This is a genomic window from Staphylococcus hyicus, assembly GCF_000816085.1.
In the GTDB taxonomy this organism is placed as follows: domain Bacteria; phylum Bacillota; class Bacilli; order Staphylococcales; family Staphylococcaceae; genus Staphylococcus; species Staphylococcus hyicus.
Map to the genome: position 1 here is coordinate 2,181,648 of NZ_CP008747.1, position 15,089 is coordinate 2,196,736.

16 protein-coding genes are annotated in these 15,089 nt (G+C 34.5%); 2 read left to right on the forward strand and 14 right to left on the reverse strand.

What is annotated here, in order from left to right; genetic code table 11:
* The first annotated feature begins 319 nt into the window (after positions 1-319).
* Positions 320-1,216: an efflux RND transporter periplasmic adaptor subunit gene (locus SHYC_RS10350; RefSeq protein ID WP_039646929.1), complete on the forward strand. Its 897-nt coding sequence runs from the start codon at positions 320-322 to the stop codon at positions 1,214-1,216.
* 290 nt (positions 1,217-1,506) lie between these two features.
* Complete coding sequence (sarA, locus tag SHYC_RS10355; RefSeq protein WP_037566374.1) at positions 1,507-1,878, forward strand: global transcriptional regulator SarA; 372 nt, start codon at positions 1,507-1,509, stop codon at positions 1,876-1,878.
* Between the two features lie 204 nt (positions 1,879-2,082).
* Here sarA and SHYC_RS10360 read toward each other — a convergent pair whose 3' ends face one another.
* The 14 genes from SHYC_RS10360 to SHYC_RS10425 form a co-directional block, all read right to left on the reverse strand.
* Positions 2,083-2,799, reverse strand: coding sequence for a hypothetical protein (locus SHYC_RS10360; protein ID WP_039646931.1), 717 nt, complete (start codon positions 2,797-2,799; stop codon positions 2,083-2,085).
* A 192-nt stretch (positions 2,800-2,991) separates the two neighbouring features.
* Positions 2,992-3,498 (reverse strand): SA0570 family protein, encoded by a 507-nt coding sequence (locus tag SHYC_RS10365; protein WP_039646932.1) that lies wholly within the window; start codon positions 3,496-3,498, stop codon positions 2,992-2,994.
* A gap of 91 nt (positions 3,499-3,589) precedes the next feature.
* Positions 3,590-4,390, reverse strand: coding sequence for an alpha/beta fold hydrolase (locus SHYC_RS10370; protein WP_039646934.1), 801 nt, complete (start codon positions 4,388-4,390; stop codon positions 3,590-3,592).
* Entirely contained in the window at positions 4,387-5,094 is a 708-nt protein-coding gene (locus tag SHYC_RS10375; protein ID WP_039646935.1) for an HAD family hydrolase, read from the reverse strand. The genes SHYC_RS10370 and SHYC_RS10375 overlap by 4 nt, the downstream gene beginning before the upstream one ends.
* A 179-nt stretch (positions 5,095-5,273) precedes the next feature.
* The gene (locus SHYC_RS10380) at positions 5,274-6,242 is read right to left on the reverse strand and encodes a FecCD family ABC transporter permease (RefSeq protein WP_111725051.1); all 969 of its coding nucleotides are present in this window, start codon (positions 6,240-6,242) and stop codon (positions 5,274-5,276) included.
* Positions 6,232-7,113 carry an ABC transporter substrate-binding protein gene (locus tag SHYC_RS10385; protein WP_039646938.1) on the reverse strand — a complete coding sequence of 294 codons (882 nt, stop codon included), beginning with the start codon at positions 7,111-7,113 and terminating at the stop codon, positions 6,232-6,234. Before SHYC_RS10385 ends, SHYC_RS10380 begins: the two co-directional genes overlap by 11 nt.
* A 133-nt stretch (positions 7,114-7,246) precedes the next feature.
* Positions 7,247-8,905, reverse strand: coding sequence for an arginine--tRNA ligase (argS, locus tag SHYC_RS10390; RefSeq protein ID WP_039646940.1), 1,659 nt, complete (start codon positions 8,903-8,905; stop codon positions 7,247-7,249).
* Entirely contained in the window at positions 8,892-9,317 is a 426-nt protein-coding gene (locus SHYC_RS10395) for a YwiB family protein (RefSeq protein WP_039646942.1), read from the reverse strand. The genes argS and SHYC_RS10395 overlap by 14 nt, the downstream gene beginning before the upstream one ends.
* 240 nt (positions 9,318-9,557) lie before the next feature.
* Entirely contained in the window at positions 9,558-10,064 is a 507-nt protein-coding gene (locus SHYC_RS10400) for a YwhD family protein (RefSeq protein ID WP_039646944.1), read from the reverse strand.
* A gap of 76 nt (positions 10,065-10,140) precedes the next feature.
* On the reverse strand, positions 10,141-11,442 hold the full coding sequence (locus SHYC_RS10405) for an HD domain-containing protein (RefSeq protein WP_039646946.1): 1,302 nt from the start codon (positions 11,440-11,442) through the stop codon (positions 10,141-10,143).
* A 21-nt stretch (positions 11,443-11,463) separates the two neighbouring features.
* A complete protein-coding gene (locus tag SHYC_RS10410; protein ID WP_039646948.1) occupies positions 11,464-11,946 on the reverse strand; it encodes a GNAT family N-acetyltransferase in 483 nt (160 codons plus the stop codon).
* A 145-nt stretch (positions 11,947-12,091) separates the two neighbouring features.
* Positions 12,092-12,640: a flavodoxin family protein gene (locus tag SHYC_RS10415; protein WP_039646950.1), complete on the reverse strand. Its 549-nt coding sequence runs from the start codon at positions 12,638-12,640 to the stop codon at positions 12,092-12,094.
* A 255-nt stretch (positions 12,641-12,895) separates the two neighbouring features.
* A complete protein-coding gene (locus SHYC_RS10420) occupies positions 12,896-13,237 on the reverse strand; it encodes a YuzB family protein (RefSeq protein ID WP_039646952.1) in 342 nt (113 codons plus the stop codon).
* 100 nt (positions 13,238-13,337) lie between these two features.
* Positions 13,338-14,882, reverse strand: a complete 1,545-nt coding sequence (locus SHYC_RS10425; RefSeq protein ID WP_039646954.1) for an SLC13 family permease — start codon at positions 14,880-14,882, stop codon at positions 13,338-13,340.
* Between the last annotated feature and the right edge of the window lie 207 nt (positions 14,883-15,089).

Consider the following 15,089-nt stretch of genomic DNA (forward strand, 5'->3'; position numbering starts at 1 on the left):
AAATAATTAATGTCACTGCCTCCTATATTCACGAAAAAGCAACATTAAACACCTGTAAATCTTTTTCAAAAGCAGCCAATAGACATACCACGCTTATTCAAGCCGTGCAAGTATAATTAATAAAAACTCTGAAAATTAGATATAATCCGTACAATTTGAATTCTTTTATATCAAATGGGACGCTTTATCAAGAATTATTTCATTTTTCTTGAATGTTATTTTAATTTAATTTTGAATTTTGTTTACAACTATCATACTAAGTTTGCACAAAAACATTATTCTAGTATAATTTTTACCAACAACATTTCGAGGTGATATAATGAAAAAGCCCTTTATTCTCTTTGTTTCATCAAGTTTAATTTTATTAATTTTAATTCTAACCCTTTCAATTTATTACATTTGCCAACTAAATAAGCCGAATGTCAAGACATTGCGCGCGTCATTAACTTACCCTCAACATTTAAAAGGCATTGTGCAATCTGACTATAACTATATATTAAAATATAATGAGAATTTAGGTTTTGTTCAAGATATTCATGTAAAAGATAATGAAAAGGTGAATACGGATAAACCACTTATCACCTATCATAATCCTTCAAAAATCCCTATCATTCATGCTTTAAACCAATTATTATCCAACCACTTAAGCACAAACCAAGCCTTTGAAATCAATAAAGAAATTATAAAATACAAATCAGATTTGTATCATACGATTCCATCTCCCGTTGAAGGAATCGTGCGTTTGCATGAATCTTTTCCAAACCGTAATAAAGAAAAAATTTTAGAAATATCTTCTGAAGAACAACATATTCTAGTTAAAGTTCCCGAGCATTTATATACAAAATTTAACAAAGCTCAAACCGTTATACTCCATTCCGCTTTAACGGATAAAACCGTTAAAGGCACTGTCATATCAAGACATTTCACACCTGCCTCTCCTCCCAAAATTTCAGCAAAAACATACTATTTTGTTAAAGTTAAAACACCTAAAAAATACCCTATTGGGACGCATTTTGAAGTTCATTTTTCAAAACCTCAGCTCATTTTACCGCAAGATATTTTACTAGATGAAAATTCTGTGTTGATTTATAAGAAAGGTAAATTGATTAAACGAATCATAACTTATGATAAAATAAATGAGCAACTTATAATTAAGAGTGGAATATTTGTAGGGGAGAAAATCGTACGATATCCAAAAGAGACAAATTTTCAATAAGTGTATGATACCGTAACAGTGTGTCATTGTAGCTTTATCCAATCATTTACAAAAATTTTGTTTCATAAAGAGTCCGATTAAGCCTTCTTAGTTTACAATCAAAAATAATTTGGTTATAATTACAATCTAATTGCACTTAAATCAATTCACAAGTAATAATATCAATAACTTTTTAAAAGAAGGTACAGATATTTCATTTGAAATTAATAAGCAAGGATTTCATTAATCTGTCTTCCAAGACAATTTTGAAAAATACATCCAAGGGCAATGAAAAACGGGAGGTTTTGAACATGGCTGTTACAAGAGTCAAAGATTGTTTCGAATTATTATCAATGGTTACGTATGCGGATAGATTGAAAAGCGTAATCAAGAAGGAGTTCCAAATCAGCTTTGAGGAGTTTGCGGTTTTAACGCATTTAAGCTACCGCATTGAAGATGAATACTACCTTAAAGACATCATTAACAACTTAAACTACAAACAACCTCAAGTTGTTAAAGCGGTTAAGAACTTATCTCAAGAAGGTTATTTTAACAAGCGTCGTAATGAACAGGATGAGCGAACTGTTCTTATTTTAGTCAACGATGAACAACGTAAAAAGATCGATGAATTGTTAAATCGTGTAAACGAAACAATCAAGAGCACTGACATTAAACCACAATAACAGTAAAAAGTACCACTTCATCTTACCGATGTGAAGTGGTACTTTTTTATATTTCAATAAGCCGTAACGTGTTTATATCGAATGCATTTTCTTTTGCAGCAATTTAAGTGAATACATATGCCTATTACTGATCTATTGTTCTTATGCACATCCCATTACAACCTATTCGCTTAAAATCGTTATTGGTCTATAGATGTGAATCCATTAAACTTGTTTTTTAGATGAAAGTTCAATCGTGTAAAATATGATGAGCACAAGGATCATTACCCATATCGCAATGGATATCAATTGTGCTGCTTGAGGGTCCTTGATCATAATATCTACCGTTTTTTGAACGAGTAATAAACCAATCCCTGTATATTCTAGACGCTTACGATACAACCCCCATAATGTAAAAAACAATCCAAACACCGCAATGACAAGATGTGTATATTGCGTCACAATATGAATGCCTAACGTAATATCAAATGTATTCATCCCAATAAGAATCATTGCCACAACTGCTAATATTAATCCAATATAGCTTTCTAATCGATTTTGATATAAATAACTTTTACGCATGATACGCGAATAGATGATAACTGAAATCGGCAATAAAACGATAATATAGAGAATAGATAACCCTGTAGCTGCCCCAAACGGAACCAGTTGTTTATCATAAAGATAAGAAATCAAGATAAAGTTTATGATAAAAAAGACTACTGGATTAAATTGTAACGTAAACAAATTTTTTTGAATGGTTAAAATAATTTCAGCAGTCGATTTTTGACGATATTCAATATAATCTACACCTTGCTTTTCAGATTTCTGTATATCTTTTCTTAGGTTTTCTTTTACATCATCTATTAATGTCGTCGTTATTCCTTTATGTGTAAGATAATCCTCAACATTGTCTATTAAAGTGCGATCATTCGGTCTCATAAATGCCTCCAACATAAGTGCATGTGGCCGGAAAAGGACAACAATATCGCTGATATTTTGCCCACACCCGATAACCATAATTTAAACACAGTTATACATAAAATTAAAGGAAGTGAGACTAAGAAATCTTATGTTCACTCTTACGATTTCTGTCCCACTATCCCTTGTCATTATAATCAAACAAATACGTTATTACCCTTCAAGATCAATTCTGTACAATTTGATGATTTTATCTTTAGGTGATGTTGATGCAAATTGATATGAACGTTTACCATCGATAATAAAGCCGCTATTACCAGTCACTTTATTATAATGTTCACGTGTCACAGCCTTCTCACTCACATTTTTTTTGACTTCATTGTAAGTTGGGCCATTTGCTTTGTTATAACTCATAGAAATACGTGTCACTTTAGCATTTGCATTGCTTGAATTTGCTGTAACAATCATTGTACCTTTAGAAGTATGGTACTCATAGTATTGTTCAGATCCAAACCCCGCTTGAGTATGGATGCCTTCACCTTTGACACGAATCACGTCTGCCATATTTTGACCGATTTTAACACCTTCAACAGTTTGATCACCTTTTTGTAAGGCTTTAACGGATTGAATTGTATTGCCTTCCATCGCAGACGCAGAACCTGTTGCTACTCCTGACAATGTTAAACCAGTAATAAGTACAGCACTGACGAGTTTTTTCATAAAGCACACGCTCCTTTTCGTTCTTTCGATTCTGTGCTCACTACTAGTATACATGAAATGTCATTTTAATAACAGTGGTATTACAAAACGATTACAAAACATTATCTTTCACTTTGTTTTTTGTAAAAGCTTTTAATGTTTTCAAAAAGCGTTCTTTTTCTTCAACAAAAGGATATACACCTGATTTTTTAAATATATGGAATTCCGAATTTGGAATTAAATCTGCAACATCTTTAGATTCAATAGGCGTAACACGCTCATTTGCATTTCCCGCAATAACGAGCGTCGGCTTTGTGACTTGTAACGTAAGTTGTTTGATGTCTACACTTTTAAAAGCACTGTCAACCGCACGTTGCTCATAATCTGTTAATAGTTCCGCCGAATTATCAATCCCTTTTAAAAACTTTCGAACTTTACTTTTCGCATAATATAAATGTTTTTCAAAAAATTGCTCTTGGTCCGCTTTATCCCAAGTTCTAATTTTTTCAGCATATTTTAAAAATAAGCGTTCTTTTGGTAACAAATCATTACTCGCTGTTGGATTGATTAACACAAGTTCCGTCACTTTATCAGGATAATGCACCGCTAAATCCATAGCGACTACGCTTCCCAACTCATTCGCAACAATCATACTTGATTTTAAATATAAAAATTCCATAAGTTCATTAATATCTTGTGCAAATGTATTAAATGCAATCTTTAATGGTTTATCAGAATAACCATGTCCTCTTAAATCAATAAGAATGACTTGATAATACCGTGATAAACGTTTAGCAACATCTTCAAAGACTGTGTGGTTCATATGAATCGTATGAATCATAATGATAGGTTCACCATGCCCCATTGAACGATAGTTTAATGCTGTGCCGTCTGATGTACGGAATAATTTCATTGTTTTTCATCCCCTCTCGGAATATTCAAAATATCAAGAATTTCTTCTAATGTGGATATTTCATAGTCCATTTCTGAAGCTAACGGTTCTAGGTCAGATTCACCTTGATTATGCCCGTACCAAACACTTATCATTCCCATTGCTCTGGCTGGTGCCACATCATTCAAAGCATCATCGCCAACATAGATGACTTCCGAGGGATCTACATTTAACTTTTCAATCATGTCTTCATAAATGCGTGGGTGTGGCTTTCTAAAGCCAACTGCTTCAGAAGTTGATAAATGATTCACGTAATCTTCAATTCCTAATGCATACACCCGATAATGTTTAATACTGGATTTACCATTAGCAATTACGCCAATTTTATATCCTGCTTTTTTTAACTTTTTTAATGTATACGTGGTGTCATAAAATGGAAATACATAACGATAAAAATGCATTTCAAAATCATGAAAGAGATCTTTCCAACTCAGTCGATCAACATTGAATTGTTTTATGATTTCTTTATACACATCTGGTTTATCATGATCTTCATCATCATCTAACTCAATAAATTTATTACGGTAATCTGATGCCTGAACACGCACTAAATAATCGTGAAACCGTTCATATTGTTCTTCAATAAATTTATCTCTTGATTTTTTTCGATCAAGCAACGTGCCTTCTAAATCAAAAATAATCGCTTTAACTTGTTTTAATTCCATTATGACACCCTCATTACTTTCAAAAATTAATCCTACCACTATAAAATATTAATGTCATTGTAGCATACCTTCGTTCACTTTATATTTAAAGACTAAGCGCTACAAATTCACACCCATCAACAATCGTACGTGACCGCTCTCACATTGTATGTTTCATTGGACGTATATGTGCGATCAATTCACCCTCGTTTGTAAAATTTTTTTTGCTCTATTATTAATATATAAAACATTAAAGGAATGCCTATCAACGCTAAAACAATACTCGCTGGAAGCTGCATAGGATGTAACAACTGACTTCCTAAAATATCCGCCAACAACATCACAGTTCCCCCAATAAGTAAATTAAAACTCATTTTAACCCCTAAACCACTATGAATCGTACGCTGGATAAATTGAGGAATCACAATACCTATAAATCCAATAACCCCTACATATCCAATAATTACTGCTGAAATTAAAGTGGCAATCCATAATATCATAATACTCAATTGTTGCGTTTTGAGTCCCAAACTTTGACTCGACAAACGATTTAACTGTAGTAATTTCAATTGCGGTAATAATACTGTGATAATGACGATGACTACTAAAAGTACTACGCCAACGATAATCACTTCTGTCATTTCCGCTGCTGAAAATCCTCCAAACATATAATTCAATATATTTTGTAGTTTCTGCGGATTCATCTGTACTAACAAATATAATATAGCATTCATTAATGCACCAATCATTATACCTGATAATATCAACATTTTAGTTGGATATCCCCAAGAGACAATATGCGCCACCAAAATCACAATAAAAAGGGAAAATAACCCAAACAACATAGATATGGGCGCAATCCATAAAAATGATAAACCCAAAAATACTGTCAATGCAGCACCTAATGTGGATCCACTTGCTAATCCTAACGTAAAACTATCTGCAAGTGGATTATTTAAAATCAGTTGAAACAAAAATCCTGCTAACGTCAAACCCATGCCCGATAGTAAGGCTAGTAATACGCGAGGAAGCCGCACTTCAAAAATGATAGTTGACGCATAAGGATTGGACCAGTCCATAAAACCAAACAAACTATAGAAGACGATCACGATTAAAAGAAAGCCCCATAAACTAAAGGTTATGAGGTCTTTCATCTTATTATTTTTCATAAATTGCATCACTCAATCGTTTCATAGCTTCATCTATACGCGGACCAGGTCGAGATAACACATCGTCATTCAAGGCAATGACACGGTTATGTTTAACAGCATTTACTTTGTCGAAACCTCCACGTTGTTGTACGAGTTGTTGATACGCTTCGGTTGACGTACCTGATGTGGTAATCATAATATCAGGGTTCTTTTTAATGATTTGTTCTTTACTCACTGTTGGCCAACCTTGTTGGTCATGGAAGATATTTTTAGCATGCAATTGTGATAACATATCATCCATAAACGTCTTCTGACCTACAGAATAAATTTCAGGTTCGGACGCAATTTCTATAAATACATTCGGCGTGCCATTTTTCGTTTTAGCGTGTTTCGTCACTTGCTCAATATTTGCCTTTGTTTCTTTAATTAACGCTTGCGCTTCTCGTTCTTTATGTGTCACCTTGCCAATTTGTTCAAAGCTGTCATACATTTCTTTAATGGAGTGGGCATCTTTGACATATACCACTTTAATGCCACTATGTTCAAGGCTTTTTAAAACTTTCCCTTGAGATGCTTTTTGTGATTCATGTGCGAGAATGAGGTCAGGTTGCGCTTTTATTAATGATTCTTTATTTAGTTTCATCGCATCAAATTGCGTTTTTTCACGTACCTCTTTAGGATAATCATCCACTGTTGATACACCTACCACATGTTTTCCTAATCCCAATTCATATAAAATTTCAGTATTACTTGGAATCAGTGAAATGATACGGTTGGGCACTCTATCTGATGTTTTACCAGATTGTTGTGATTGATTTTGGTTAAAACTACATCCTGACAACACGATAATGGTCGCTAAAAGGAAAATAATAATGCGTTTTAATTTCATGTGCTCACTCCTCATATGATTATTCACAAATTATATCAAATCACGCTTCAGTTACCACTATAATTTTTAAAAATACTTATAAAAAAAATGATGCACATAAACGTACATCATTTTTAAACATTGCTTATTTAAATTACATGCGCTCTGGCGCACTTACACCTACTAACGTCAATGCATTACGCAATGTAATACGGGTCGCTGTAATTAATGCTAAATGGGCTTTTGTTTTACTTTCATCATCTGTTAATACTTTTTCAGCATTATAGAATCTATGGAAGTGTGCAGATAAATCTTGAATATAATTTGTTACACGTTGCGTTGCGCGTGCTTCAGCAGCCCCTTCAATCATAGATTCAAACTCCGCAATTTTTTTAAGAAGTTCGATTGCTTTATCATTCGTAATTGTCGTGTAATCCATGCCACGTTCAGCATGATAGCCTTTTTCATCTGCTTGTCTTAAAATTGAACAAATACGCGCATGAGCGTATTGCGCATAATACACCGGATTGTCTTGAGATTGCTGTTTTGCAAGCTCCATATCAAAATCGAAATGCGTATCAGGACTACGCATAGATAAGAAGTAACGCGCCGCATCAATGCCTACTTCGTCCATGATTTCACGCAATGTAATTGCATTACCAGTACGCTTGCTCATTTTGACTTCTTCCCCATTTTGCATTAAACGCACCATTTGCATAATTTGAATTTCAAGTCGTTCTTGATTCACACCAAACGTCTCCATTGCGGCTTTTAAACGATGAATATACCCATGATGGTCAGCACCGAATAAGTTGATTAGCTTATCATTTCCACGTTGGATTTTATCATAATGATACGCAATATCTGGTAAGAAGTACGTATATGTGCCATCTTGTTTAATTAATACACGGTCTTTATCATCATTAAAATCCGTCGTACGTAACCACGTTGCGCCATCTTTTTCATAAATGTAGCCAAGGTCAGTTATTTTTTCTAAAACCGCTTTGATGTCCCCTTTTTCATATAACGTCGTTTCACTAAACCAATTATCGAAATGAATATTGAAATCAGAAAGGTCTTTTTTTAATTTTTTCATTTCATAGTCCACACCTAATTGTCTAAATTGTTTAATACGTGTGTCACTATCTAAAGATTTCAATTCAGGTTGCTTAGCCGCTAAATCTTCACCAATCTTTTTAATATCTTCACCGTGATAACCATCTTGTGGCATGTCCACAGTTTCTCCTAAACTTTGAAGGAAACGCGCTTCAATGGATTTTGCTAAATTCGTAATTTGATTCCCAGCATCATTAATATAATATTCACGTGTCACGTCATAACCCGCTGCTTTTAAAATATTACATAGCGTATCACCTACAGCTGCATTACGCGCGTGACCGATATGTAAATCTCCAGTTGGGTTCGCTGAGACATACTCAACAAGAACTTTTTCATTTTTAGGTGTATCAACATGACCAAATGCATCATTTTTTTCAATTGCTTGATCAATCACATCATATAAATAACTTGAATCTAAATAAAAATTAATAAATCCAGGGCCAGCGATATCAATGGATTTTACACGCGCTTTAGTTGTATCCAGATGTTCAACAATTAAAGATGCGATTTCTCTCGGATTACGTTTAGCAATTTTCGTTAAGACCATAGCAATATTTGTTGAATAGTCACCATTTTTTTCATCTTTAGGAATTTCGATTTTAATCGCAGGCACATCATTAGTAATACCTGCTTGTTGAATGCTTGTTTTAATTTCTTCAACTAATGTCTGTTTGACTTGATCAATTAAGTTCATCTTTTATCTCCTTATATTTAATTTCGTATTGATATGTTCCCATTTTGTCATCGTCTTGATACAACTCATAATGAACTTTTAGCTTTCCGCCAGCTTCATCCACAAAATGAATAATACTTAAAGTATTTACCATTAACAACATTTTGCCTTCTGGAATATGGTAGAACGTTTTCGTCGGTTGGCCTTCTTGGAAATGTAATGTCATATTTATATCGCCTTTGCGAATAATTTTGATAGCATCTGGTGCAATTTTCACAGTTACATTCACATTTACTTGATCAACTTGTTCATTATAACGGATAAATGTCGCATTTTTTTTAGTGAGTGTTCCTTCAAGTTGGTTGGCAAATTTTTCTTTATGATCACCTTGTTTCACAATTTGGAGTGTTTCAATCCTCACATTTTGTTCCAATTCGCTTCACCTTATCTCTATAAATAATACTCATTATTATAACATAATGGCATAGTGATAAAAAAGGAGCAAACAGTCATACATATTTGAAATTTTGTATAACCATAAATTGCTCCACTTCACGTTCGTTCTCATATTATTTAAGTCTAATATGAATAGCCAACAACGTTCATATTTATATGAATTTTGTTGGCTATGTTGGTTTAAAGATATTGCTAAATCTCAACCTTTTATAGTTGTTTATAATAATGCTTGTTTTAGTGTCTCACTAGAGTTTCGCCACATTTCTGGATTATGTGACTCTAAAAATCTTTTTAATACGTTCTTATTATCTTCACCAATGTGATCGATAATCACCTTATGTTTCATCGACTTATCCATCATATTGACGTGTTCCGGCATACTTTTATAGCCACGTTTAATCGATTTATTCACAAGTAAATAAGCTGCTGTTAACCCAGCATAATACGGTCCTTGTTCGCCACGCTCTGTCGTGACCCAACATAACCAGTATGCTTTCGCACCTTCGACATTTACAATATCTTTATCTGTAATCCATTTAACGCCACGTTCAACATCCGCACGTGCATGCATAGCACCTATATCAATAAACGCATCTTGTGCATCAATATCGATAAATACGGGAGCCACATTGTCTAAACTAATAGATCCAATATTTGTCCCTTTATGACCATCTAAAGGGTCTTTTTTAATAATATTAAACTTAAAGCCTTTTTGTTCTGCCACGTTCATACCTCCTGTAGCATAAAATTAAATTGTTACATCTATCGAAATAATCATGGAAACCTCGGATTCAAGACCATTATGAGTTCAATTCATTTAATAAGTTAATGATGGCCCCTTTAATCTCCAGATTTTCAATTTTTAAAACGAGTTCTTTAGGATAAAACAATTTATAATCTTCTCGCTTAATCCCTGTAATACTTGAAATAATTAAAGATTGACTACTAATTTCGCGGATGCCACCATTCGGCTGTAATAAATGTATGGGTTGTCGATTAGAGCCTGGACGATCATAATCATAAGGTAAATCTGAAAACGAATCACTTACGAAATAATAGTCAGGATCAATCCCGCCCTTTTCAAAGAGCTCCTGCAACTCTGAAATCGTAATGATAGAACCATCGAATGGGATGAATTTGAATAAATCGCGATTGATAAAACGCCGTGCTAAGTCACTTAAAATAGGGTCTGATTCTTTAATCCAGCTTTTCAAATAATAGGTAACATCTGTTTCATCAAGCTTGATATATTCTTCAATCGTGACCCGCTCCTCAAAAAATGGAATAAAATCTAAGGGAACGGTATCAAAATGATAACCTGTTTCATATAAGTGTTTTGCACGTTTAAAACAATTGTTGAGTAGTACTTCTCCGCCACGACTTACCGCATGAAAGTATATTTGCCAATACATTTGATAACGACTCATAATAAAATTCTCAACCGCATGCATTCCGCTTTCTTTAATTAACACTTCATTTTCAGATGGACGCATTAAACGTAAAATACGCTCCATATCAAACATGCCATAAGAGACGCCTGTAAAATAAGCATCACGCTGTAAATAATCCATACGATCCGCATCAATTTGTGAGGAAATCATTGATATCACTAACTTATTATGATGTGTTTTATTAATTACTTCAGCAACGGCTTGTGGAAAATCAGGGCTTACGCGGCGCAACACGTCGTTGACTTCCGTATGACCAGTAATGATTGCTTGTGTAAACTTTTCATGATCGGTGTTAAAAATTTTTTCAAAGCAATGCGAAAACGGACCATGTCCTAAGTCATGAAGTAACGCGGCACACATGGCTAATGGACGGTCTTCATCATGCCATGCATCACGACCACTAAAAGACTCATCAATCATGCGACGAACAATTTCATACACACCAAGAGAATGTCCAAAACGACTATGTTCTGCTGTATGAAAGGCTAAATTTAACGTTCCTAGTTGTTTAATACGGCGTAACCTTTGAAATTCTTTCGTTTTAATTAAATCCCATATCAATTGGTCTTTTACATGTATATAGCGATGTATCGGATCTTTAAATACTTTTTCTTCTGACAATTTACGGTTGACATACGGTATCTCTGACAAGCGAGATCCCTCCTTAACCCATCATGGAGTGAGTGTTTTTTTCATTAACGCCAAGTGCATTGTTTCCTCATACATATCTCTATCATATGTACGTATCGTTTCAAACCCTTCTTTTTCATAAAAAGTGACCGCGCGTTCATTTTGTGTATCTACTTCTAAATACACCGCATCATATTGACCTTTGAAATGCGCAATACCTTTTTCCAATAATAAGCGTCCGAACCCTTTATGTTGTGAGTGAGGACGCACATAATGTGCAGATAAATATAACTCAGTCCCTCTAATAAAGTTGGCAAATCCAACGACTTCTTCATTTTCAATTGCAACTAAAAAAAGTTGGTCGTCTAATCGTTTTAATAAATGACTTTCATTATATGAAGCATCTAATAACGCATTAACCGTTGAAGCTGCATAAATGTCTAAATATGTGTTATACCATGCTTTTGTTGCAACATCTCGAATGCCAATAACATCCTTTGGAGTAGCAATTCTCACTTCGTACATTCCTAAACCGCTCCCTTAAATAAAAATCAATGCGCAATGTAGGGTAAAAAACTACTCATACAATACGCATTAATCGAATTGAATATATTATATTATAGCATAAGATACCTTATTTGACGTACCTTCCACGCTTAGAATTGCGCGTTTAATCTGCCGTAGCAAGATAATTACTATTCCATCTTTCTGCTTCTTTCATCGCATACTGGTCGTGCTCGATATCCCCTGGTTTTTCGGCGTAACCTATCAAATAACTTGCAAGATGTGCGCCTAAAAACTGTAAACTGTATTCGATCTGTTGCACGCAAGGAAGGGCTTTGATTCTAGGACTATCTCCGCCTACCAATACGAGTCGAAAATTTATGTGTTGCATTTTTGCTTTAAAATCTTGATAACGTGGGTCTTGTAGCGTTTCAGACCAATGGTCAATAAATGATTTTAACGTTGCGCTAATACTATACCAATACACCGGTGAGGCAAAAATCACTTCATCACTTTCCAAAACTTGATCAATCACTTGCTGATAATCATCATTATATTCTAAAATTTGGCCATCATGATGGCGTACATCTCTAACTGGTTTTAAGGATAATTGCGTTAAATCAATCCATCGATAGTCTTGTCCTTCTAAAATCTTTTCAGTTAATGTTGCTGTGTTGCCACTTTTTCTACTTCCACCAAATAATACTGTAATCATCTTTAACACCTACAAACATAAACAGATTTTGTTTGTAAAACCTATTCCCTTTCCACAGGAGTTTAAGCATAACATGTCTAGGATACATTTCGATTCATCACTCAATGGATGCATCGATCTTATTTAAGATAAACCCTTCACGTCCTGAGTTTCATGTCACCTTTGCCCATCTTCAAAATCAAAAAAGATGGGTCCTTCTCAACAGGTCCCATCCTTTTAATTGGCTTACATCTATTCGATTGAAACAAAACTGTATTAGCTCTGTTGTTTACGTTTTGCAAGTTTCTCTTTCAATTTACGATCTTGCTCTTCCTTGCGTCGTTTACGTTCTTCGTTACGTTTACGTAAACGTTCCTCTTCTTCTGGATCACGTGGTTTTTCTAATTGTTTCACCACTTTTTCCATCAGTTCTTCTTCTGTGAGTGCAGCAAGGGGACGATTATTAACAAAGGCGAAAGTTTTACGTCGACCTGGCCCGCAATATGATTGACAGCCAATTTCAATTTCAGCGTCAGGATCAATTTTTTTCAATTTATTCATGACACTTTTTAAATTCACTGCTTGGCAATCATCACAGACCATGAATTTATTTTTCAACTACGCCACACCTTTCCTTTAATGATAACTCTACTTATTTTACTCTTTTTTGTTATTTTTTCAAGGTGTTGGCAAATAAATTATGACTTATTTAAACATTTTAATTTTTTATCGGTAAACTTTGTGTAATGTCGATACCTAAAATCGGTGGTACTAGGAAATAGACGATGACAATGATGACAATGATACTGAGCATATTCATTACAAATCCTTTCATTGCCATTTCTTTTATTTCTATTTTTCCTGTACCAAAGACAATTGCATTAGGCGGTGTACCTACTGGTAACATGTAAGCACAGTTGGCTGCCATAGCTGCAGGAACCATTAACAATAAAGGATGCACATGAATGGCAACTGATAGTGTTGCAAGAATTGGCAATATCATCGTTGCAGTCGCCGTATTTGAAGTAATTTCTGTTAAGAATAATATAAATACTGTAATCACGATAACGATGATAATTGGGCTTACGCCATTAAGTAACGTCAATTGTTCACCTAACCATTTCGCCAAACCACTATCTTGAATACCTTTTGCAAGCGCTAAACCGCCTCCAAATAAAATTAATACGCCCCACGGTAAATCTTTAGCAATCGTCCAGTCAATTATACGGCGATGTTGATGTCTTGCTGGAATTAAGAAAAGCAACACAGATACAAACATGGCAATTGTGCCATCTGCAACAAAAGCAGTAGGAGCCCATTTCGCAAGTAAAAACTCACGTGAGACCCACAGAAAACTTGCAAGTAAAAAGACCGTAAAGACGACTTTTTCTTCATATTTCACTTTTCCAAGTGTGGCTAATTTATCTTCTATTACTTGTTTGCCCCCAGGTAATGTCTTCATATCATGTTTAAACGCAATAAATTTAAAATATAACCACGCCAAAAATAGTAGTAAAATGACAGCAGGCACACCAATCATCATCCAACGGGCAAAGCTTAATTCTTCACCAAAGTGGGACGCATACTGACCTTTTAAAATAATAAGTGGTGGCGTCCCTATTAACGTACCGAGTCCACCAATCGTCCCGGCATACCCGATACCTAAGATTAACGAACGCTCGAATTTAGAAATACTTTGATCATTCGTTTCGTCTGTCTTTAATTCATGGACTTCTTTTACAATTGCAAGCCCGATTGGAATCATAATCATGACAGCCGCAGTATTTGATACGAACATGGATAAACCACCTGTCGCAACCATAAAACCAAGTAAAATTCTACCTGTACTCGTGCCAATACGATTAATAATTGTTAATGCAATACGTGTATGTAAATCCCATCGTTCCATTGCTACTGCTAAAATAAAGCCACCTAAAAATAAGTAAATAATATCATTACCATATTGTGCAGAAACCGTCGCACTGTCCATCACTTTCCCGAGCGGTAATAAAATAAGTGGCAACAAACTAGTCGCAGGAATTGGGATGGCTTCAGTAATCCACCAAACAGCAATCCATGCCGTAATCGCTAAAACATACACACCTTGATATGATAAATCTTCCGGTTTTAAAAACAATAATGTCACGATAAATAATAGTGGACCTAATATAAGGCCAATCCATTGTGCCATCGAATATGATGGTTTATGATCTGGCTGTTTTCTTGAAAAATAGGTTAATAATCGAGACTGATTTTGAATCAAAACACCCTTCCCCCTTTACACACCCCATTTGGTAACGCTACCAAATACGATATTTTAAATATAATAGCATATTTAATCGGGAAATAATATATACTTTTCCAAAAGCAACGTGTCATATATGTTAGAAATTACAAATTAATTTTAATAAGTAAATCGAATAAAAAAAGCTAGAAGCGTAACCACTCCATTTTGAGTAGCATCCCTCTA